General features: G+C 57.1%; 17 protein-coding genes and 1 pseudogene. 9 read left to right on the plus strand and 9 right to left on the minus strand.

What is annotated here, in order from left to right; translation table 11 throughout:
- The first annotated feature begins 150 nt into the window (after positions 1 to 150).
- Genes ABLX76_RS14160 through ABLX76_RS14180 form a run of 5 tightly spaced genes read left to right on the plus strand, consistent with a single transcriptional unit; the run spans position 151 to position 5,707 of the window.
- Entirely contained in the window at positions 151 to 687 is a 537-nt protein-coding gene (locus ABLX76_RS14160) for a fimbrial protein (RefSeq protein ID WP_017900102.1), read from the plus strand.
- Positions 688 to 739: 52 nt separating this feature from the next.
- The gene (locus ABLX76_RS14165) at positions 740 to 1,426 is read left to right on the plus strand and encodes a fimbrial assembly chaperone (protein WP_048322709.1); all 687 of its coding nucleotides are present in this window, start codon (positions 740 to 742) and stop codon (positions 1,424 to 1,426) included.
- Positions 1,380 to 3,971, plus strand: a complete 2,592-nt coding sequence (locus ABLX76_RS14170; protein WP_348874686.1) for a fimbria/pilus outer membrane usher protein — start codon at positions 1,380 to 1,382, stop codon at positions 3,969 to 3,971. The genes ABLX76_RS14165 and ABLX76_RS14170 overlap by 47 nt, the downstream gene beginning before the upstream one ends.
- Positions 3,968 to 4,582, plus strand: a complete 615-nt coding sequence (locus tag ABLX76_RS14175; RefSeq protein WP_348874687.1) for a fimbrial protein — start codon at positions 3,968 to 3,970, stop codon at positions 4,580 to 4,582. Before ABLX76_RS14170 ends, ABLX76_RS14175 begins: the two co-directional genes overlap by 4 nt.
- Before the next feature lie 33 nt (positions 4,583 to 4,615).
- Positions 4,616 to 5,707: a type 1 fimbrial protein gene (locus ABLX76_RS14180; RefSeq protein WP_348874689.1), complete on the plus strand. Its 1,092-nt coding sequence runs from the start codon at positions 4,616 to 4,618 to the stop codon at positions 5,705 to 5,707.
- A 49-nt stretch (positions 5,708 to 5,756) separates the two neighbouring features.
- Here the strand turns inward: ABLX76_RS14180 and actP are convergent, their stop codons facing one another.
- The 3 genes from actP to acs form a co-directional block, all read right to left on the minus strand.
- Complete coding sequence (gene actP, locus ABLX76_RS14185) at positions 5,757 to 7,409, minus strand: cation/acetate symporter ActP (protein WP_348874704.1); 1,653 nt, start codon at positions 7,407 to 7,409, stop codon at positions 5,757 to 5,759.
- Complete coding sequence (locus tag ABLX76_RS14190; RefSeq protein ID WP_004206350.1) at positions 7,409 to 7,720, minus strand: DUF485 domain-containing protein; 312 nt, start codon at positions 7,718 to 7,720, stop codon at positions 7,409 to 7,411. Before ABLX76_RS14190 ends, actP begins: the two co-directional genes overlap by 1 nt.
- 184 nt (positions 7,721 to 7,904) lie before the next feature.
- Positions 7,905 to 9,863, minus strand: a complete 1,959-nt coding sequence (acs, locus tag ABLX76_RS14195) for an acetate--CoA ligase (RefSeq protein WP_080901640.1) — start codon at positions 9,861 to 9,863, stop codon at positions 7,905 to 7,907.
- A 100-nt stretch (positions 9,864 to 9,963) separates the two neighbouring features.
- Between acs and ABLX76_RS14200 the strand changes: the two are divergent.
- Both ABLX76_RS14200 and gltP read left to right on the plus strand, forming a co-directional pair.
- Positions 9,964 to 10,164, plus strand: a pseudogene (locus ABLX76_RS14200) (hypothetical protein).
- Between the two features lie 111 nt (positions 10,165 to 10,275).
- Positions 10,276 to 11,589: a glutamate/aspartate:proton symporter GltP gene (gene gltP, locus ABLX76_RS14205; protein WP_004206354.1), complete on the plus strand. Its 1,314-nt coding sequence runs from the start codon at positions 10,276 to 10,278 to the stop codon at positions 11,587 to 11,589.
- Positions 11,590 to 11,623: 34 nt separating this feature from the next.
- Here the strand turns inward: gltP and ABLX76_RS14210 are convergent, their stop codons facing one another.
- Positions 11,624 to 12,310 carry a tetratricopeptide repeat protein gene (locus ABLX76_RS14210; protein ID WP_348874691.1) on the minus strand — a complete coding sequence of 229 codons (687 nt, stop codon included), beginning with the start codon at positions 12,308 to 12,310 and terminating at the stop codon, positions 11,624 to 11,626.
- A 197-nt stretch (positions 12,311 to 12,507) separates the two neighbouring features.
- Complete coding sequence (fdhF, locus tag ABLX76_RS14215) at positions 12,508 to 14,655, minus strand: formate dehydrogenase subunit alpha (RefSeq protein WP_077598907.1); 2,148 nt, start codon at positions 14,653 to 14,655, stop codon at positions 12,508 to 12,510.
- Positions 14,656 to 14,927: 272 nt separating this feature from the next.
- Here fdhF and ABLX76_RS14220 point away from each other — a divergent pair, with 272 nt between their 5' ends.
- Positions 14,928 to 15,656, plus strand: a complete 729-nt coding sequence (locus ABLX76_RS14220; protein ID WP_348874693.1) for a response regulator transcription factor — start codon at positions 14,928 to 14,930, stop codon at positions 15,654 to 15,656.
- A gap of 40 nt (positions 15,657 to 15,696) precedes the next feature.
- Here the strand turns inward: ABLX76_RS14220 and ABLX76_RS14225 are convergent, their stop codons facing one another.
- From ABLX76_RS14225 to ABLX76_RS14240, 4 genes are all read right to left on the minus strand, one after another.
- Positions 15,697 to 16,713: a carbohydrate kinase family protein gene (locus ABLX76_RS14225; protein ID WP_032454581.1), complete on the minus strand. Its 1,017-nt coding sequence runs from the start codon at positions 16,711 to 16,713 to the stop codon at positions 15,697 to 15,699.
- 74 nt (positions 16,714 to 16,787) lie between these two features.
- Positions 16,788 to 17,729 carry an ABC transporter substrate-binding protein gene (locus tag ABLX76_RS14230; RefSeq protein WP_023319512.1) on the minus strand — a complete coding sequence of 314 codons (942 nt, stop codon included), beginning with the start codon at positions 17,727 to 17,729 and terminating at the stop codon, positions 16,788 to 16,790.
- Between the two features lie 30 nt (positions 17,730 to 17,759).
- Complete coding sequence (locus ABLX76_RS14235; protein WP_348874695.1) at positions 17,760 to 18,758, minus strand: ribose ABC transporter permease; 999 nt, start codon at positions 18,756 to 18,758, stop codon at positions 17,760 to 17,762.
- The gene (locus tag ABLX76_RS14240; RefSeq protein WP_048296446.1) at positions 18,755 to 20,275 is read right to left on the minus strand and encodes a sugar ABC transporter ATP-binding protein; all 1,521 of its coding nucleotides are present in this window, start codon (positions 20,273 to 20,275) and stop codon (positions 18,755 to 18,757) included. Before ABLX76_RS14240 ends, ABLX76_RS14235 begins: the two co-directional genes overlap by 4 nt.
- A gap of 179 nt (positions 20,276 to 20,454) precedes the next feature.
- On the opposite strand from ABLX76_RS14240, the gene ABLX76_RS14245 reads away from it, so the two are divergent.
- Positions 20,455 to 22,740 carry an ATP-binding protein gene (locus tag ABLX76_RS14245; RefSeq protein WP_348874696.1) on the plus strand — a complete coding sequence of 762 codons (2,286 nt, stop codon included), beginning with the start codon at positions 20,455 to 20,457 and terminating at the stop codon, positions 22,738 to 22,740.
- Positions 22,741 to 22,763 lie beyond the last annotated feature (23 nt).

Below are 22,763 nucleotides of genomic sequence, written 5' to 3' on the forward strand. Positions count from 1 at the left end.
TGCATTTGAACTAATGTTAAATGCAAGCCATACATTTCCCTAAGAAATATACCAGCAGTTAAGAACGTTGGTATCCAATCTCATTCGCTAATAGCTTGCCATAAACAATTGATGGATTGATTGTTATTCTGAATAAATAGGGGAATACAAATGAAAGCAAATTTCAAAACGTTAGCTAAGATTTTAGCTTTATCTTCTGGCTGCTCTTTGGTGGCAATGTCTCATGCGAATAATACTATCGACTTCACGGGGACGGTGGCCGAAACCACATGTTCCGCCAGTATTGATAATAATGCTTCATCTATTGAAATGGGGACTGTCTCTGTAGCAGATTTAACAGCGAACGTCTATAGCGCCGCGAAGAACTTCTCTTTCACACTGGCCGGTTGCCCTACGGGCGAAGGTGCTCTGACCAAAGCCCGAATTACCTTTGGTGGTGAAGCAGATAAGTTTAATAGTGATTATTTTCGAAACCAGGCTACAGGAACACCAGCAACCAATGTTGCTGTTGCTATTTTTGATGGCGCTGGCGTATTGCAAAAGAACAATACTGAAGGTTCTGATGTCGATATTTCTTCTGGGGAAGCGACCATTCCGTTTATCGTAAAAATGGCTAAGTCAGGTTCCTCTGCTCCAACTAAAGGCCCAGTGAAGACGACCGTAACCTATAACGTAACCTATTATTAATTAATCACTATATCAAGGGAAAGCAGTTTGCTTTCCCTGTTTGGACAAGGCTATGAACAGATTATTATGTTTAGTGTGTTTTTTTTTCTCTATTTCAGTTTCGCAGGCTAGCGTAGTTGTTGGCGGAACGCGCGTTATCTTTGATGGAACAAAAAAGACAACCACCGTCTCTGTTCAGAATAAAGATAATGTTACAAATATCGTCCAGTCATGGTTAGCCATCGTTGATGAGACATCACCCGCGAAAGACTCCTTTATTACCACCCCGCCTCTTTTTCGCTTGAAGGCAGGAGAAAAAGGATTTGTACGCATTCTTCGTACAGGCAAACCGATGCCGGAAGATCGAGAGTCTATGTTATGGCTCAATATTAAAGGAATTCCTGCAACGGATGACGTATCAGATAAAAATATAGTGCAATTTGCGATTAACTCAAGGATTAAACTCATTTATCGGCCTGCAGCTTTAAAAAATGCTATTCCGGAAGAATTTGCTCAAAAACTGCAATGGTCAAATGATGGCAGAGCCATTAAGGTAAAAAATGATTCTCCTCTCTATATGAATTTCTCTGAGATTTTTATTAATGGTAAAGCAGTACCCGAGGCGTGGTTTGTTGCACCCTATTCAACGATAAGAATACCGGTAGCTAATGCCTCTCCAGCTGGGAAAAAAGAAATCACATGGAGTGTGATCAATGATTATGGTATGTCGGGACCAAAATATAAGGCCATCATTCAATAGCGCTAGATGGAATGATGCATTCTCATTGAAAACTAGCTATATCGCAATACTTTGCAGTCTTGGCGCTATCCCCTTAACGTCTTTCGCTGGGGAGTATTTTAACCCACATTTACTTGAAGTTAATGAAACTAGTGCGACAAGCGTAGATTTATCTTATATTTCTCGCGAAGCCGTACCTCCTGGTCAGTATAATCTTGATATTTATATTAACGACAAGTTTATCGCTTCTGACACTATCGTCTTTAAGCCACAAAAGGAAGGTAGTGATTCGTCTGCTGAGCCGTGTATTAGCGTTGCGCAACTAAAAGAGTGGTCAATAAAAACGCAGGATTATCCTGAGCTCACGATAGAGGGCTCCGAGTGTGCAAAACTGCCTGCAATACCAGGATGGGAAACGGCGGTTTTACTTTCACAGCAGCGAGTCGATTTTACCGTGCCGCAGGTCGCGATGCTGCGTCACCCTCAGGGCTATGTCCCCGAGAATCAATGGCAGCAGGGCATTACCGCCGGGCTGCTTAACTATAATCTTTCGGGGCAAAAAAACGATCCGCGGCACGGAGGCGCATCGACATCCAGTCAGTTTCTTAGTCTGCAGCCTGGGTTGAACGTTGGGCCATGGCGTTTACGTAATTACAGCACCTTTAATCATGATAATGATGGCAACCAGTGGGACTCCGTCTATAGCTATATTTCGCGCGATATCCATGCTCTGAAAGGCCAGCTGATACTGGGGCAGACTTACACCTATCCTGGCATCTTTGACAGCTTCAGCTTCACCGGTGTGCAGATGAATGCAGACAGGGAGATGCTACCGGACAGCATGAATGGCTTTGCTCCGGTGATCAAAGGCATTGCCCGGACGACTGCAGACGTAACGGTATATCAGAATGGATACAGCATCTATAAAACCACGGTCTCTCCCGGGGCATTCGAAATAAATGATCTTTATCCAACGGGGAGTGCGGGCGATCTCTATGTTACGGTGAAAGAGTCTGATGGCGGCGAGCAGAGCTTCGTGGTGCCTTTTGCCTCGCTGGCGATTCTCCAGCGGGAAGGGCAGATAGACTATGCTTTCAGCAGCGGTAAAACTCGCTCGGCGAGCTCAGGCGGAAAGGAATACCATTTTCTGCAATCCACCCTTGCCTGGGGTGCATTGAGTAACGTTACGCTGTACGGCGGTTTTCAGCAACTGGAAGATAAATATAGCAATGCGCTGTTGGGAGCTGGGTTTAATCTGGGATCTGTTGGCGCACTCTCATTGGATGCTTCTCAGTCCTGGGCTGATATAAAAGAAAATCCAACCGCGGATAATACCACTGCCAGCGAGGGGCAGTCTTATCGCGTGCGTTTTAGTAAAGATTTTCCATTAACGGGTACCAACTTCTCCGTTGCCGGATATCGGTATTCAACCCATGGCTATTATTCTCTGCAGAATTTCATTGACCGGGCAAATGCTCATAGCGGGTGTTGTTCATTAACGGGGCGGACTAAAGATCGTTTTGACGCTTCGGCCTCCCAGATTTTCTCCGGGTTCGGTTCTCTCGCCCTCTCGCTGGTCAGTGAATCTTATTGGGATAATTCACGTATGGAGTCGCTGGGGGTGAGCTATAGCAATACCCTGGGTCGCATTTCTTACTTCATTAACTACTCCTACAGCCGAAATGTGCAGAGCACAGGCCAGAACAGCGATAGCTCTCCGACCAGCGATAATATGATATCGCTTACGATGAGCATGCCTTTTGGCGCGGATATATCGGCTAACTACAACCTGAACAGCAGCCGGACGGGCGACACGACCCATAGCCTGGGGTTGAGCGGTTCTGCGTTTGCGGACCGTTCTCTGAACTGGAACGTGCAGGAAGGCTACAACGCCAGCGATAAAAGTACCTCTGGAAACGTCAATCTGAACTATCAGGGTTCCCGAGGCGAAGTCGCCGCCGGATACGGGTATGACAGCTATAGCTCGCACTACAATTACTCGCTTCGCGGCGGGATGGTTGCCCATTCTGGCGGGGTAACCCTTTCTCGCTATCTGGGCGAGAGCGTGGCGCTGGTCGAAGCGCCGGGCGTCAGCGATGTGGCAGTTCGGGGGCAGACGAATATTACGACCGATGCTTTTGGATACGCCGTTGTGCCTTTTGTACGCCCCTACCATGAAAACAATCTCTCTCTTGATGAGCAGCAGGTCTCTGGTGCGGAAATTGATAACATTGTCAGAAAGGTAGTCCCGACGCGAAATGCGATTGTTAAAGTCAAATATGATACCTGGATCGGCTATAAGGCCATGATCACCATCAACTACAAAAATAAAGCGGTGCCTTTTGGCGCCGTGGTGACGCTTGAGGATGAAAATCTGAATGATAAAGAGCGTCGTAGTTCGATTGTCGGCGATGCCGGGCAAGTCTATATTACCGGGTTACCCAAAAAAGGCCGGCTATTTGTGAAGTGGGGTGATACGCAAAATAGCCAGTGTTATCTCAATTATGATTTTTCATCTGATCAGTCAGTGGATGATATCGTTTTTTATGCAGAGAATTGCCGATGATGAATACCAGGATAAAGGCTTTAATTCATAATCTCAGGATAGCGGCGATGAAGAGGGGGAATGGCCGGCTATCCATAAAACCATGCTTATTGCTTATTATTAGCATTGGGGTTTTATTCATTTTCGCAAGACCTGCCTGGCCCTTTAACGCCAATAGTGAAGTTAATTTTAATGTCAGCGGTAAGATTGAAGAACCCGTATGTGAAGTGTCGGTAAAGCCCTCCAGTACTATCGATCTGGGAACGGTTTCCCTTCAACGTCTGACCGGTAAACCAGGCGCGAGTAGTGATGCCACGGCCGTTGCCATTGCCTTTGAGCATTGCTCAACGGGGATGACCTCGGTGACGATAACATTTAACGGTAATTCATATAGTAGTACCTATCCCAGTATTTATCAGGATGAGCTTATTTATGGTGCCAAGAACGTAGGGTTACAGCTGCTAAGTGCGGTGGATCAGAAAAGCCTGGGGCCAAATGATACTTATACCTATGCCCTCCCTGAGGGCGCTGAACGCGTTTTTAATATGATTGCCAGAATGTACACCCCTGACGGGAAAGTAACAGCGGGAAAGGTGGCTTTTACCGTTACTTTCAACGTGACCTACAAATAATAGTGCGCATAAAAACATATAAATGGAGTTAGTATGAAACGTATTTTTTTACTGCTGCTGTGGCTGTCTCCAGTTTGTGGCTGGGCCTGCAGCAACTATATAAATGGCGGGGATGTCACCATTGCCAACCTGCCGCCAAGAATATTGCTGAGTGCGAATAACTATACGGCTGGGACCATTCTCTATGACTCCGGGAAAATCACCGGGCCGCAAACTTCGATGAATAATTGTAATGGTGGTATTTACGCACAGTTTAAATGGGCTTCCTCAATGGTGGGTTCTCACACCAGCGATCATATCTATACGACTTCAGTCCCGGGGATCGGTATCAGAATAAAAGTGTGGCTTAATGTCACAGGGCAAATGGAGGGTTACAATACCCAAATCAAACCTGACTATAGCGAACATTTTATAGGAGATGCGAATTTTCTATTGGGGCAGGGGAGCTTGTTTTATTTTTATAACCACTCTCACTACAACCCTGTCTATCAATTGCAATTGATAGCCACTGGCGGCGCTATCGCCAGCGGTAGTGCTCTGACCTTGGGTAACCCAACCTCAACGGTGTCCATCAAAGATGGCGATGGCACGATGGCAGCTTCCAGTTTGCGCGTCACTGGTTCCACGCAAATCCAGCTGGTGCCGATGGGGTGCGATGTTGACGTGACAAGTCTGCTATTTCAGATGGGCAACGTCAGCGCCTCTGAATTTAATAAGGCGACAAAAGTCGGTTCTGCACAACAAAATCTGACGCTGACTTGCGAACCAGGAACGAACGTCACACTGAAGGTCTCGGCCTCTTCAGCTCAAGGAGATAATCCAGACAATAGCGTGATATCCCTGGGATGGGCTCCTGATGCGGCAACAGGTGTCGGCGTGCAATTGAATCTTAATGGGAAGGCATTACCCTTGAATACGGATCTCACATTGTTTTCATCCAGCAGAACGACAGTTTTGAATTCGGGTGCAGAGGCCAGTTACCGCGTATTCAGCAATCCGGACAACCCGGGAGGGGCTTCAGGTACAGAGAGACTTTCCTTTACGACTAACTATTATAAAACCGGTTCCGAGGTGAAGGCTGGGCAGGCGAACGCCAACGGAACCCTGAACTTTACCTACAATTAACCTAAATGCCGCGGGTTGCTTCCCCGGCCAGCAGGCCGGGGAAGCGAGCTTAATGCGCCTGACCTTTCTCGATGCCAATCCCTGTCTGCGAACGGATAAACTGGGCGCGGAACTGCTCGCGCTCGCGCATCCCTTCCGGTGAGTTATCGGTCGCGGAGAAGAGCCAGATGCCGATAAAGGCGATCGCGATGGAGAACAGCGCTGGGTATTCATACGGGAACAGCGCTTTCTCATGACCGAGGATCTGCACCCAAATGGTCGGGCCGAGGATCATCAGAATCACCGCCGTCAGCAGACCCAGCCAGCCGCCGATCATCGCCCCGCGGGTGGTCAGCTTCGACCAGTACATCGACAGCAGGATAATCGGGAAGTTACAGCTGGCGGCAATAGAGAACGCCAGGCCGACCATGAAAGCGATATTCTGATTTTCGAACAGGATGCCCAGCAGAATGGCCACCACGCCGAGGATCAGCACCGTAATTTTGGAGACCTTCAGCTCCTGACGCTCGGTCGCCCCTTTACGGAAGACGTTGGCGTACAGGTCGTGCGACACCGCCGAGGCGCCCGCCAGCGTCAAGCCAGCGACCACCGCCAGAATAGTGGCGAAGGCGACCGCGGAGATAAAGCCGAGGAACAGGTTGCCGCCCACCGCATCCGCCAGATGCACCGCCGCCATATTATTGCCGCCGATAAGCTGCCCGGCCGCGTCTTTGAACACTGGGTTCGCGCCGACCAGCATGATGGCGCCGAAGCCGATGATAAAGGTCAGAATATAGAAGTAGCCCATAAAACCGGTGGCGTAGAACACGCTTTTACGCGCTTCTTTGGCGTCGCTCACGGTAAAGAAACGCATCAGGATATGCGGCAGGCCGGCGGTACCAAACATCAGACCGAGGCCAAGGGAGAGCGCGGATATCGGATCTTTCACCAGCCCGCCTGGGCTCATAATCGCCGCGCCTTTCGGGTGGACGGCCATCGCTTCGGTAAACAGATTATTGAAGCTGAAGCCGACGTGCTTCATCACCATAAAGGCCATAAAGCTGGCGCCGAACAGCAGCAGAACCGCTTTGATAATCTGCACCCAGGTGGTCGCCAGCATGCCGCCGAACAGGACATAGAGCACCATCAGGACGCCCACCAGCACCACCGCAACGTGATAGTTAAGACCGAACAGCAGCTGGATCAGCTTGCCGGCGCCGACCATTTGGGCGATCAGATAGAGGGCCACCACCACCAGCGAGCCGCAGGCGGAGAGGGTGCGGATCTGTCCCTGTTTGAGACGATAGGACGCCACGTCGGCAAAGGTGTAGCGGCCAAGGTTGCGCAGACGTTCGGCAATCAGAAACAGGATAATCGGCCAGCCGACAAGGAAGCCCAGCGAGTAGATCAGACCGTCGTAACCGGAGGTATACACCAGCGCGGAGATACCAAGGAACGACGCTGCCGACATAAAGTCGCCGGCAATCGCCAGCCCGTTCTGGAAACCGGTGATATTGCCGCCGGCGGTGTAGTAATCGCTGCGCGAACGCACCCGTTTTGACGCCCAGTAAGTGATATACAGTGTCAGGGCGACGAAAATCAGGAACATGACAATCGCCTGCCAGTTGGTCGGCTGGCGCTGTACCGCGCCGGTAATGGCGTCTGCGGCCTGAACGCCGAGGGGCAGCAGCGTGGCGGCGAGCGCCGTCAGGACTCTCTTGATCATGCTTTTACCTCGTTGAGAACGCTCTTGGTCAAACGGTCGAATTCACCGTTGGCCCGCCAGACATAAATACCGGTGAGAACAAACGAAATGACGATCACCCCGATGCCCAGCGGGATCCCGCGGGTGACGCTGGTCCCGGCGTGCAGCGGCGTGCCGAGCCAGCCTGGCGCGAAGGCGATAAGCAGAATAAAGCCCACATAGATCACTAACATAATCACTGACAGAATGGCGGCAAACCGTTGCCGTGATGCCACCAGCTCCCTGAAATGCGCACTATTTTCTATCCGCTGACAAAGTTGTTCATTCATCTTAGCGTCTCCAGAGGTCTCCCTTTCGTCATCCACGCAGCGGACGCTGGCGACAGCAACCCCTCCGGCGTTAAAGGCCGGGATACGGTTCGCTGACGGCGTTCCTGCGAGTGAAATCCTGGGGGAGGGACTTATTTTTATCCTCTCCCCGGTGGGGGAGAGGGTGTAGGGAATCGGTCCTTGCTTACGATGGCATGGTAATGGCCTGCTTCTCTTCGAGCAGTTTTTCCACTACGCCAGGATCGGCGAGAGTCGAGGTATCGCCGAGGTTGCTGGTGTCGCCCGCGGCGATCTTGCGCAGAATGCGGCGCATGATTTTGCCCGAGCGGGTTTTTGGCAACGAATCGGTCCAGTGCAGAACATCCGGCGTCGCCAGTGGGCCGATCTCTTTGCGCACCCAGTTACGCACTTCCGCATACAGCTCCGGCGTCGGTTCTTCACCGTGATTGAGCGTCACGTAGGCGTAGATAGCCTGGCCCTTGATGTTGTGCGGAATACCGACCACTGCCGCTTCGGCGATTTTCGGGTGCGACACCAGCGCCGATTCGATCTCGGCAGTACCCAGACGGTGGCCGGAGACGTTCAGAACGTCATCCACGCGGCCGGTGATCCAGTAATAGCCATCTTCATCTCGGCGCGCGCCGTCGCCGCTAAAGTACATATTTTTGAAGGTGGAGAAGTAGGTTTGCTCAAAGCGCTCATGATCTCCGAACAGGGTTCGCGCCTGGCCGGGCCAGGAGTCGGCGATGGCAAGATTGCCCTCGGTGGCGCCATCCAGCGGCAGGCCTTCGTTATCCACCAGCACCGGCTGGACGCCGAAGAACGGGCGGGTAGCGGAGCCAGCCTTCAGCTCAATCGCCCCCGGCAGCGGAGTGATCATAAAGCCGCCGGTTTCGGTCTGCCACCAGGTGTCCATCACCGGGCACTTCTCGTTACCGATCTTCTTCCAGTACCACTCCCAGGCTTCCGGGTTAATGGGTTCGCCGACCGAGCCGAGAATGCGCAGTGAGGAGCGGTCCGTGCCTTCGATAGCCTTGTCGCCTTCCGCCATCAGGGCACGGATCGCCGTCGGCGCGGTATACAGAATGCTGACCTTATGCTTATCGACGACCTGGCACATACGCGCCGGGGTTGGCCAGTTCGGCACCCCTTCGAACATCAGAGTGGTGGCGCCGCACGCCAGCGGGCCGTACAGCAGATAGCTGTGGCCGGTGACCCAGCCGACATCGGCGGTGCACCAGTAGATATCGCCCGGGTGGTAATCGAAAACGTATTTAAAGGTGGTGGCCGCGTAGACCAGATAGCCGCCGGTGGTGTGCAACACCCCTTTCGGTTTACCGGTGGAGCCAGAGGTATAGAGGATGAACAGCGGATCTTCGGCGTTCATCTCGACGGGCCGGTGTTCGGCGCTGGCGTTCGCCATCAGATCGCTCCACCACAGATCGCGGCCCTCCTGCCAGTCGATTTTACCGCCGGTACGTTTCAGGACCACGACGTGTTCAATGCTGTTGACGTTCGGGTTTTTCAGCGCGTCATCGACGTTTTTCTTCAGCGGGATGGCGCGACCGGCGCGCAGCCCTTCATCCGCGGTGATCACCAGGCGCGAGCTGGAGTCGATAATGCGTCCGGCCACCGCCTCCGGCGAGAAGCCACCGAAAATCACCGAGTGGATGGCGCCGATGCGGGCGCAGGCCAGCATCGCCACCGCGGCTTCCGGTACCATCGGCATATAGATGGCGACCACGTCGCCTTTTTTAATCCCGAGGCCGAGCAGCACATTGGCGAAGCGGCAGACGTCCGCATGCAGTTCACGGTAGGTGATGTGCTTGCTCTGGCTGGCGTCGTCGCCTTCCCAGATGATGGCGGTTTGATCGCCGCGCTCGGCGAGATGGCGGTCGAGGCAGTTGGCGGCGAGGTTCAGGGTGCCGTCTTCATACCATTTGATGGAAATATTACCCGGCGCAAAGGAGGTATTCTTCACGCGGGTGTAGGGGCGCATCCAGTCAAGGATTTTGCCCTGCTCGCCCCAAAATGTATCAGGGTCGGTTATGGATTGTTGATACTGCGACTTGTACTGATCCGGGTTAATCAGGCAACGTTCCGCAATGTTAGCGGGAATAGGGTGTTTGTGTATTTGGCTCATGGCTTTTTTTCTCCTTTGAACTTGTTAAATATATGTCAAACAAACGTTAAGAGTAGGGGTTTTGGCAGCTTTGTTTGTTAATTGGGGGGCAGATCACGCAATGATTCAACTGAGTGAAATTTCGTCAAATGAAACTTTGAAGTGAAATAATTACGCAAATGAATTTATAGAAACGGAAGATGTGAAATATTTTTTATTACAAATACTTATGCATTGTAACTGGGGAAAATTCGTGACTTTATGCAGAAAACCAGAAGAAAGCCCTATTCTTAAAGGCTTGCGCAGCATGCCGTGCAAATGATACTGATATTGCGCGTTAAATAACCCCACAAAGCAACGCAACACAATTCATACCCCCTGCAGTGGGTACCATGACGAAAAGGAATGGTGCCTTTCATTGAGGAAGTCTGTAGTGAAGAAAACAAAAAAAGTCAGTCTGGCCTGGCAAATTTTGCTAGCCCTGGTGCTGGGTATCCTTTTGGGCAGTTATCTGCATTACCACGCCGAAAGTCGCGATTGGTTGATTAGCAATTTGCTGACGCCGGCGGGCGATATCTTTATCCATCTGATTAAAATGATCGTGGTCCCGATTGTTATTTCGACCCTGGTGGTCGGGATTGCCGGCGTGGGCGATGCCAAACAGTTAGGCCGGATCGGCGCCAAAACCATTATCTATTTCGAAGTGATCACCACGGTGGCGATCGTGCTGGGTATCACCCTGGCCAACGTCTTCCAGCCGGGAACGGGCATTGATATGTCGCAGCTGGCGGCGGTTGATATTTCGAAATACCAGAACACCACCGCTGAGGTGCAGAGCCATGCGCATGGCCTGATGGGCACCATCCTGTCGCTGGTGCCGACCAACATCGTGGCGTCGATGGCGAAAGGCGATATGCTGCCGATTATTTTCTTCTCGGTGCTGTTTGGTCTGGGGCTCTCCTCGCTGCCGGCGACGCACCGTGAGCCGCTGGTGACGGTCTTCCGCTCCATCTCCGAAACCATGTTCAAAGTCACCCATATGGTGATGCGCTATGCGCCGATCGGGGTGTTCGCCCTGATTTCAGTGACCGTCGCCACCTTTGGTTTCGCCTCGCTGTGGCCGCTGGCCAAGCTGGTGCTGCTGGTTTACTTCGCGATCCTGTTTTTCGCGCTGGTGGTGCTGGGGATTGTCGCCCGCCTGTGCGGCCTGAGCATCTGGATCCTGATCCGCATCCTGAAAGATGAGCTGATTCTGGCTTACTCCACCGCCAGCTCCGAGAGCGTGCTGCCGCGTATTATCGAGAAAATGGAAGCCTATGGCGCGCCGGCGTCGATCACCAGCTTCGTGGTGCCGACCGGCTACTCCTTTAACCTCGATGGCTCAACGCTGTATCAGAGCATCGCGGCGATCTTTATCGCCCAGCTGTACGGCATCGACCTCTCCATCTGGCAGGAGATCACCCTGGTACTGACCCTGATGGTGACCTCGAAAGGGATCGCCGGCGTGCCGGGCGTCTCTTTTGTGGTGCTGCTGGCCACCCTGGGCAGCGTCGGGATCCCGCTGGAGGGCCTCGCCTTTATCGCCGGCGTCGACCGTATCCTCGACATGGCGCGTACCGCGCTGAACGTGGTGGGCAATGCGCTGGCGGTGCTGGTTATCGCCAAGTGGGAGCATAAGTTCGACCGCAAAAAAGCGCTGGCGTATGAACGCGAAGTGCTGGGCAAGTTTGATAAAACCGCGCAATAAAACACAAAGCCCGGCGCGAGCGCCGGGCTTTTTCTTATCCTTTACTGATCCTGTCAAACTCTTCGCAGCCGGTATCAAACCCCTCCAGGCAACTGACGTTAAGCCAGTGCAGCGCCTTCTGCTTATTCGGTTCGATAAAGCCTTTCTCTCCCTGCTGGAACATCATCCCGGCCCAGTATTCGGCATAGCCGGTCCGCGAGAGCGCCGAGCTGCCTTTAAAGTAGGCGCTCGCTTTCCCATCATCTTCCGGGCCGTGCACGCCGCTGGCGTAGATCAGCCCCAGAAGCATCTGGGCGTCTACCGCCGCATCGCTTTCGCTGTCCCGGGCGGCATCCTGCAGAAGCGTGATGGCGTGCGCCACGTCGGTGGGGCCAGCCTGACGGTTCACCAGCACCCGCGCGAGGACGATCTCCCCGGATTTACTGCCGGCCTCGACGGCTTTTTCCGCCAGCTGGCGGGCCTGCGGATAGTCCGCCTGCTGCGGATTGCGAATTTTTAGCTGCGCCAGCAGGGCCAGCGCGTCGCCATCGCCCTGCGCCGCTGCTTTCTGTGCCCAGAATTCGGCTTTCTGATAATCGCCGGAGCTCACCCAGGTATCCGCAAGGTAATATTGCGCGCGTCGATCGCCGGCTTCCGCCTGCTGTTGATACCGGCTACCCGGTTCGGTGGCCACCGCTGCGCCGCTGGTAATGACCACTAAAAATAAAAAGAGGTATTTCATTTGTATTTATTATCAGCAAGGAACATAGCGCGCAGTATAAAGGGAGGCGAAAAAGAAGAAAATGACAGGGATCGGTAGGTAGAGCGGATTCTCTCTACCTACCGCAGGTACGCGGGCACGGCGCCGCTTGTATGCCGGGTGGCGGCTGCGCCTGACCCGGCCTACGCATCGCGCGAGCCGGATCAGGCCGCCGCACCTTAACCCATCGCGCTTTCGCGCAGGCGGGATTTCAGCTTGTTGTACTCGTCGATCACGTACTGTTCCGCCGCGCGCTGATCGGCAATCCGCTCAACGTTGACCGCGCAGTACTTGTACTCCGGCGTTTTGGTTATCGGGCTCAGGTTCTCCGATACCAGCTCGTTACAGGCGCCAATCCACCACTGGTAGGTCATATACACCGCGCCTTTATTCGGCCGGTCGCTGACCTGCGCGCGGGTGATGATCCGACCCTTGCGCGAATTCACCCACACCAGCGCTTCATCCTCAATGCCTAACCGTTCGGCGTCGGCGGTGTTGATCTGCGCATAGCCAGGCTCATCCGCCAGCGCCGCCAGCGCCGCGCAGTTACCGGTCATTGAACGGCACGAGTAGTGGCCGACTTCGCGCACCGTCGACAGCACCATCGGGTACTCGTCGGTGAGCTTATCGATCGGCGCGACCCAGTCGCAGGTAAAGAACTGCGCCAGCCCGTTCGGGGTATCGAACTTCTCTTTAAACAGATACGACGTCCCCTGATCGGCGTCGGACTCATCGCGGCACGGCCACATGACGTAGCCAAGCTCACCCATTTTCTCGTAGGTGGCGCCGTAGAAGTCCGGGCACAGATGCCGCAACTCGTCCCAGATCTCCTGGGTGTTGTTGTAGTGCATCGGATAACCCATCCGGGTGGCGATTTCGCTGATGATCTGCCAGTCGGTTTTCAGATCCCACTTCGGCTCTACCGCTTTAAAGAAGCGCTGGAAGCCGCGGTCCGCTGCGGTATACACGCCTTCGTGCTCGCCCCACGAGGTGGACGGCAGGATGACGTCGGCCGCGGAGGCGGTTTTGGTCATGAAAATGTCCTGGACGATAACCAGCTCCAGATCGTCGAACGCTTTGCGCACCGCCGAGAGTTCGGCATCGGTCTGCAGCGGATCTTCACCCATAATGTACGCCGCCCGCACTTCGCCGTGCGCCGCGCGGTGCGGCAGCTCGCTGATGCGATAGCCGGTATGTGCCGGCAGGCTGTCGACGCCCCAGGCTTTGGCGAACTTCTCGCGGTTTTCCGGGAACTTAACGTACTGATAGCCCGGATAAGTATCCGGCAGCGCGCCCATATCGCAGGCCCCCTGGACGTTGTTCTGGCCACGCACCGGGTTGACGCCGACGCTCGGTTTGCCGAGGTTGCCGGTGAGGATCGCCAGGCTGGTCAGGGAACGCACGGTCTCCACGCCCTGGTAGAACTGGGTCACGCCCATGCCCCACAGAATGGCGGCGGATTTGGCGCTGGCGTACATCCGGGCGCAGGCGCGGATCTCCTGGGCGCTGACCCCGGTGATCTCCTCCACCGACTCCGGCGTATAGCCTTCAACGATTTTGCGATACTCCTCGAAGCCTTCGGAACGGCTGGCGACGAAGGATTTATCGTACAGATCCTCTTCAATAATCACGTGGCCAATGGCGTTGAGCAGCGCGATATTCGAGCCGTTCTTCAGCGCAATGTGCATATCGGCGATGCGCGCGGTTTCAATTTTGCGCGGGTCGCAGACGATAATTTTCGCCCCGTTGCGTTTAGCGTTAATGACGTGATTCGCCACGATAGGGTGGGAATCCGCCGGGTTGTAACCGAAGATAAACACCAGATCGGTGTTATCAATCTCCGTGATGGCATTACTCATGGCGCCATTACCGACCGACTGGTGCAGACCTGCAACCGAAGGGCCGTGTCAGACGCGAGCGCAGCAGTCGACGTTATTGGTACCAATAACGGCGCGCGCGAATTTTTGCATCACATAGTTGGTTTCATTACCGGTACCGCGGGAGGAGCCGGTGGTTTGGATCGCATCCGGGCCATATTTGGCTTTAATGGCGCTGAGGCGAGTGGCGACGTAATCCAGCGCCTCATCCCAGGAGACAGCTTCCAGCTTGCCGCCGCGTTGACGACGGATCATGGGGGTTTTCAGGCGCGGCGTCAGGATCTGGGTATCGTTAATAAAGTCCCAGCCATAATAGCCCTTCAGGCACAGGGTTCCCTGGTTGGTTTTCCCCTGCGCCGCTTCAGCCCGAACGATTTTGCCGTTATCGACCACCAGGTTGATTTTGCAACCTGATGCGCAATACGGGCAAACCGTGACGACTTTTTTCATCGGTCTTGCTCCAGTTATTCAATGGGCGCGTTTGCGCTATCGCGCCGTCACTATGCATCTTCTATGCCATATTTTCATTGTGGGTATTCCTTGATGATACGTGGCTTTTTTGGGCGAAATGCTGACGAAAAACAGCCTGTCGACAGATTTGACGTGTCGATACCCTAGAGATGTGACGGCGCTTGAAAAAATGTCACCGGGAGAGGAATTTGTCGGCGCAGCCTTGCAGAATCGATCAGACTGACACTAACTCCCCGCGGGCAGAGGCAAAGATGAAACCGGTTATTTTAGTGGTTGATGACGACATAGCGATGGGCGAGCTGCTCAGCGATGTGCTCGGCGCGCACGCGTTGGAGGTGCTGGTCTGCCAGACCGGCGGCGACGCGCTGGCGACGGTGGCGCAGCGGGCGGACATCGCGCTGGTTTTGCTGGATATGATCCTGCCGGATACCCATGGTCTGCAGGTGCTCCAGCAGCTGCAGCGCACGCGGCCTGAGCTGCCGGTGGTGATGCTCTCCGGCCTGGGCAGCGAGTCCGATGTGGTGGTGGGCCTGGAGATGGGCGCCGATGATTACATCGCCAAACCGTTCAGTTCGCGGGTGGTGGTCGCCCGGGTGAAGGCGGTGCTGCGGCGCAGCGGGGCGCTGGCCAGCGAGGCGCCGGGCGGCGTCGCCGGCCTGACGTTCAACGGCTGGCGGCTGGATACCACCCGCTGTGAGCTGTATAACCCACAGCAGCAGGCGATCCCGCTGACCCAGGGAGAATACGGTTTGCTGCTGGCGCTGGCGCAGAACGCCCGCCGGGTGCTGAACCGCGAACAGTTGCTGGCGCTAACCCATACCGAAAGCACCGAGGTGTTCGACCGCACCATCGATGTGCTGATCATGCGCCTGCGGCGCAAAATCGAATTGAACCCGCATCAGCCGACGCTGATTAAAACGCTGCGCGGCCTGGGCTATGTCTTTTCCGCCGACGTGACCCACAGCGAGAAGGCGGCGTAGGGCGGGGGCTGTCTAACCGGCCTGCCCATTGCTGGCGGTGTTAACCCCTCTCACTATTCTGCAACTGAATAAACGCCTGCAGCTCAGAGAGCGTTTTGGCGCCGTCGATCGCATTGGCAGCCTGCAGGCTGGCGCGGGCGCAGGCGTGGGCCAGCTGCAGACTGTCGGTTAACGGCCAGCGTTCGTGGCTGCCGTACAGCAGGCCGGCGCAGAAGGCATCCCCGGCGCCGACGCTGCCGACAATCTCCTCCGGCGGCAGCCGCCATGACGGCACCCAGCGCCCGGCTTCGGTACGGGAGACGCCCCATGCCCCCTCCGGACAGTGGATCACCACCCGCTGGCGCACGCCTGCGTCAAGCAATGCGCTGGCTGCGCGGGCGATATGGGCGACGTGCGGCTCGCCGTTGGGTAGACGAATCTCCAGCCCGCTAAACTCGCTGGCTTCCAGCTCATTGATGGTCAGGTAGTCAAGATGCGCCAGCGCCGGCAGGACCAGCGGGCGGTAGCGCGGGTCCCCCTTGCGCGACACCAGATCGAGGGAAACCTCATAGCCTCGCTCGCGCATCTGCGCCAGCAACCGCGCGCTGCGGGTGCCGTACTCTTCGTCGGGGCGATCGAGACTCTCAAGCAGCAGCAGATAGCCGAGATGGAAAATTTTCAGCGGCGCATCCAGCGGCTCAAAGGCCGGAAGGTCAAGCAGGCGGTTGGCGCCGGGAGAGTGAAAGAAGGTGCGCTGGCCTTCGGCGTCGGTCATCACCTGAGTCATCGAGGTGGGGGCGGAGCTGGTGCGCTGCACAAGCTGGCGATTGATATGGTACTGATCGAGCATGGCGGTAATGTAGTCGCCATCGTTATCCTCGCCAATCAGGCCGACCGCCTGCAGCGGCAGTCCGGCGTGCATTTTGGCCAGGGTCAGCAGGACATTCAGCGGCGCGCCGCCGGTGGCGCGTTCGCTGTGAATAATTTCCACCAGCCAGCCGCGCTCCGGCCACTGTCTGATCTGGTGGACATGATCGACCAGCATGTTGCCTGCGGCAATAATGCCTTTGCGTTCCATGATCGCTACTCCGCGCCGTCATACCTGTTAAGCGTAGCGCACAATCGGCGGAACGATTGTGCGCCCGGTTGCGCTTATTTCACGGTCCAGCCTTTGTAGGAGCTGACGTTGTTTTTGTCGATCATGGTCACCGGGATCAGCACCGGCGCGGTCGGTGCCGGTTTGCCCTGCAGGATGTTGTAGCCAATTTCCACCGCCTTCGCCGCCATCACCTGGGGATCCTGCGCCGGCGTCGCGACGAACAGCGAGTTCTTACGCTTCAGCGCCTCTTCGCCGTCCGGGCTGCCGTCGACGCCGACGATGAAGAACTCGCTGCGCTGCGCCTGTTTCGCCGCCAGATCGGCGCCAATCGCCGTCGGATCGTTGATCGCGAACACGCCGTCAATCTTCGGATTGGCCGCCAGCAGGGAGGTCATCACCTCCAGTCCGCCTTCCCGGCTGCCTTTGGCGTTCTGGTTGGAGGACAGAATTTTTATATCCGGGTGTTTTTTGAACTCCGTTTCGCAGCCTTCGACGCGGTTTTGTACGGCGGATACCGGCGGCCCGTTGATGATCACCACGTTGCCTTTGTTGTTCAGACGATCGCTAATGTATTTACAGGCCAGCTCGCCCGCCTGGGTGTTATCGGAGGTGATAGTGGCGTCGGCCCCTTCGGCGGCAACGTCAACCGCCACCACCACGATCCCGGCCTCTTTGGCCCGCTTCACCGCCGGGCCAATGCCTTTCGAATCGGCGGCGTTGAGGATAATCATATCGACTTTAGCGGCGATAAAGTTATCGATCTGCGCCACCTGCTGGCCCAGGTCGTAGCCGCTGGAGACCAGCGTCACTTTGACGTTATCCCCCGCCAGTTTGCGGGCTTCCAGCTCCGCGCCCTTGGTGATCTGCACAAAAAACGGGTTGGCAAGGTCGCCCACCGTCACGCCTATCGCTTTCAGCTCTTTGGCCGACGCAAAGGGGGCGGCGGCCAGCAGCGCGCCAGCACACAGCGCGGTGACTATCGGTTTTAAACGCATTCGCTTTTCCTCGCAGGTAAGATGGTGTTGTTATGCACTTTGATGGTGTCGGGTACGGTATTTGTCGATCAGCACCGCAATGATGATCACCGCCCCTTTGATCACCAGTTGCCAGAAGTAGGAGACCCCCATCAGGGTCATACCGTTATTGAGGGTGGCGATAATCAGCGCCCCCACCAGCGTACCGGTGATGGTGCCGATGCCGCCGACGAAGCTGGTGCCGCCGAGAATGACTGCGGCGATGGCGTCCAGCTCGTAGCCGACCCCGAGATTGCCGTTGGCGCTGTACAGCCGGGAGGCGCTCATCACCCCGCCCAGGCCGGAGAGCAGGCCGCTCATGCCATAGACAAACAGCAGCACCAGCCAGACTTTGATGCCGGTCAGCCGCGCCGCCTGCATGTTGCCGCCCACCGCGTAGATATGCACCCCAAGGGTGGTTCGGCGCAGGATAAACCAGCACACCGCGATAACCGCCAGGGCGATGACCACCAGCCACGGCACCGGGCCGAGGTAGTCATTGCCGATCCACTCGAAGCTGATATCGGAGTTGATTACCGTGGTGCCGTCGGCCAGCAGATAGGCGGCGCCGCGCAGCGCCGTGTAAGTGCCGAGGGTGACGATAAACGGCAGTAGCCCGGCGAAGGCCACCAGCGCGCCGTTGAACAGCCCAAGCAGCAGGCCGAGCATCAGCGCCGCCGGAATTGACAGCAACGCCAACTCCGGGATCAGCGAGACCACCATTGCCGCCACCGCGGTGGTGCCGAGAATGGAGCCGACGGAGAGGTCAATGCCGCCGGTGAGGATGATGAAGGTCATTCCCGCCGCCAGCACAATGTTGATCGAGGCCTGGCGGGTAATATTCAGCAGATTGCTTTCCGTGAAGAAGTTGGGGGCGATAAAGCCGAAAACGGCGACGATCAGGATGAGGATCGGCAGAATGCCGACGGTCTGCATCAGGTCGCCCATCAGCATTTTTTTCGCCGAAGCGGATGTCGCGACCGGCGCGGAGGTCTCTTTCGGTATGCTCATAGTTGCCCTGCCTTAAGGTGAGAATCGTTCACGCCGGTGGCCAGCGTCATGATCTGTTCCTGGCTGATATCGCCGGACTGCAGCTCGCCGGCGATAGTCCCTTCGCGCATCACATAGACCCGGTCGCTCATGCCCACCACTTCAGGCAGTTCGCTGGAGATCATCAGAATAGCGACGCCCTGGCGCGCCATGTCGTTCATGATGCGGTAAATCTCACTTTTCGCGCCGACGTCGACGCCGCGGGTGGGTTCATCGAGGATCAGAATGCGTGGGCCAATCGCCACCCAGCGCGAAATCAACAGCTTCTGCTGGTTGCCACCGGACAGTCCGCCGGCGCGTACCTGGGCGTGCGGCACGCGAATGTTAAGTAACTGGATGGCGTCATCGGAAATAGTTTGCGCCTTACGGCGATTGAGCATCCCCCAGGTCGCGTCGCGCTCCAGCGTCGCCATGGTGATGTTTTCCTGGGCCGCCAGTTCGAGAAACAGGCCCTGCTCTTTGCGATTTTCGGTCAGAAAGCCGATTCCATGGTCGATGGCTTCGCGCGGCGAGTGGATCACCACCGGCTCGCCGTCGATCTCGATCACCCCGCCGGTGGCTTTGCGCACGCCAAAGATCAGCTGCGCCAGCTCGGAGCGTCCGGCGCCGACCAGCCCGGCGAGGCCGACGATTTCGCCAGCATGCACCACCAGGCTGCTGGGCTTAACCTTGCCGCCATCGGTCAGATCCTCGACCCGCAGGCGCGGCTGGCCGCGGGGAATATCGCGCTCTTTATTGAACAGATCGCTGAGCGGACGGCCGACCATCATGCGCACCAGCTCCGGCGCATTGAGCTTGTCGCGCACCAGGCTGCCGACATACTGCCCATCGCGCAGGACGCTGACCCGGTCGGAGAGCTCATACACTTCCGCCATGCGGTGGCTGATATAGATGATCGCCATGCCCTCGTCACGCAGGCGCAGGATGAGGTCGAACAGGCGCTGGGTTTCTCGCGAGGAGAGGGCGGCGGTGGGTTCATCCATCACCAGAATGCGGCTTTGACGGTGCAGAGCGCGGGCGATCTCCACCTGCTGCTGTTCGGCGATGGTCAGGGTCATCACCCGGTCGCTGGCCTTGAACTGGGCGCCGAGACGGTCGATCACCGCCTGCGCCTGGCTGAGCATCGCTTTGCGCTGCACCAGGCCACCGCGCGCCAGCTCGCTGCCGAGGAAGATGTTTTCCGCGACGGTCAGGTTCGGCGCCAGCTGCATCTCCTGGTAGATCAACGTGATCCCGGCGGCCAGCGCGTCCTTGGGGCCGCGGATCGTTTGTGGTTTCCCGTCGATCAGGATCTCGCCGCTGGTGGCGGTATAGGCGCCGGCGAGGATCTTCATCAGCGTGCTTTTTCCGGCGCCGTTTTCCCCCATCAGGGCATGGATCTCGCCGGGCCAGACCGTCAGGTCGACGCCCTTCAGCGCGTAGAATTTGCCAAAAGCTTTGGCGATATGGCGCATTTCCAGTACCGGGGTGGCGGTCATCACGGCGCTCCTGTCTGCGAGAACAATAGCTGCAGTCCACCACCGGAAAATAAATGCAGGATGTCAGAATCCATTCATATTTGTCATAGTGATAAATAGTTAACCGCGATCACAGTTACGCGGCGTCATTTTCTGCACCGTCACGCTTATCTGCCGACCGTTCCTTCACCGGAGTTGCTATGACCGCTCGCCGACACCCGTTTTTCACCAGCGCCCGTGGCCGCCTGCTCTCCTTTAATCTGCTGATGGTAGTCGTCACCCTGCTGGTGAGCGGCGTGGCGGTGTTCGGCTTTCACCACGCCAGCCAGCTGCAGGAGCAGGTGCAGCGCCAGACCCTCAACGATATGCGCGGCAGTATGGATCTGGCGCGGGACACGGCGAATGTCGCCACGGCGGCGGTGCGCCTGTCGCAGGTGGTGGGCGCGCTGGAGTACAAAAGCGAAGCGGAACGGCTGCTGGCGACGCAGCAGGCGCTGAAGCACTCGCTGGCCCAGCTGGCGGCGGCCCCGCTGGCGCAGCAGGAGCAGGCGCTGGTGGCCAGTATTATTCGCCGCAGCAACGCGCTGCAGCAGAGCGTGGCGGAGATGCTGGAGCGCGGCCAGCGCCGCCATCTGCAGCGCAATGCGCTGCTGAGTTCGCTTTACCAGAATCAGAGCAACCTGCGCCATCTCGCCGATCTTAACGATCGCGGCGGGGAGCGGGCGATCGATCCTCGCCGGCTGGCCGAGATGGACCGGCTGATCGTCGCCGCGATCCATACCGTCACGCCGCGGTCGATCGTCCTGCAGCTCGACCAGCTGCGCGGCGACCTGCCGGCCCATAGCGCCGATCCCGCGCTGGCGTTTGTTCTTCCCGACGTCACCCGGGAGCTGGCGAAGCTGGCCCCGCTGTCGGCCCAGCTGGAGGAGAGCGACCTGACGATCAGCTGGTACATGTACCACATCAAAGCGCTGGTCGCGCTGCTTAACGACGACATCAATCAGTACGTGACCCGGGTGGCGGAAGCCTCCGAACAGCGGGCGGCGCAGAGCCATCGGGAGCTGCGCTCCATCAGCATGTTTATTCTGCTTTCCGCGCTGCTGGCGCTGGCGATCACCGGCTGCGCCGGGTGGTACATCTACCGTAACCTGGGCTCTAACCTGACCGCTATCTCGCGGGCGATGTCGCGGCTGGCTCAGGGAGAGCCGAACGTCTCGGTGCCGGCCCTGCAGCGGCGCGACGAGCTGGGCGAACTGGCGCGCGCCTTTAACGTTTTCGCCCGCAATACGGCGTCGCTGGAGCACACCACCCGGCTGCTGAAAGAGAAGACCACCCAGATGGAGATCGATCGGATTAAGCGCCAGGAGCTGGAGGAGGCGCTGCTGCACAGCCAGAAGATGAAGGCCGTCGGCCAGCTGACCGGAGGCCTGGCGCATGATTTTAACAACCTGCTGGCGGTGATCATCGGCAGCCTTGAGCTGGTGGAGCCGAATGCGCAGGATGCGCCGCGCCTCACCAGGGCGCTGAAGGCGGCGGAACGCGGGGCGCTTCTGACCCAGCGGCTGCTGGCCTTTTCGCGCAAGCAGGCGCTGCATCCCCAGGCGGTGGCAATGGCGCCGCTGCTGGAGAACCTCAGCGAGCTGATGCGCCACTCCCTGCCGGCGACCTTGAGCCTGGAGATTGAGGCGCAGTCGCCGGCATGGCCGGCATGGATAGACGTCGGCCAGCTGGAAAACGCCCTGATCAACCTGGTGATGAACGCCCGCGACGCCATGGCCGGGCGCGCGGGCGTCATTAAAATTCGCACCTGGAATCAGCGGGTCACTCGCAGCAGCGGCCAGCGGCAGGATATGGTGGCCCTGGAGGTGATCGATCACGGCAGCGGCATGTCGCAGGCGGTGAAAGCCCGGGTGTTTGAACCCTTCTTCACCACCAAAGCCACCGGCAGCGGCAGCGGCCTGGGGTTGTCGATGGTGTATGGCTTTGTGCGCCAGTCGGGCGGCCGGGTGGCGCTGGAGAGCGCGCCGGGGCAGGGGACGACGGTGCGGCTGCAGCTGCCCCGGGCGATGACCGAGGTCGTGAAGGCGGTGGCGCCGGTGGAAGACGAACCCATCCCGGCGGGAGAGCGGCTGGCGCTGGTGCTGGAGGATGAAGAGGATGTTCGCCAGACGCTGTGCGAGCAGCTGCATCAGCTGGGCTGGTTGACGCTGGAAACCGCCAGCGGGGAAGCGGCGCTGCAGCTGCTGGAGGCCTCGCCGGCTATCGCCCTGTTGATCAGCGATTTGATGCTGCCCGGCGCGCTGAGCGGCGCCGATGTGATCCATACCGCCCGACGCCGCTTTCCGGCGTTGCCGGTGCTGCTGATCAGCGGTCAGGATTTGCGCCCGGCGCAGAACCCGGCCCTGCCGGAGGTGGAGTGGCTGCGTAAGCCCTTTACCCGCGCCCAGCTGGCGCAGGCGCTAAGCGCGGCGTACGCGAGGATTTGAGATTCCTCCGCTACCCGGGCGGC

The sequence above is a fragment of the Klebsiella sp. JB_Kp004 genome (genome assembly GCF_040065795.1).
GTDB lineage: Bacteria > Pseudomonadota > Gammaproteobacteria > Enterobacterales > Enterobacteriaceae > Klebsiella > Klebsiella quasipneumoniae.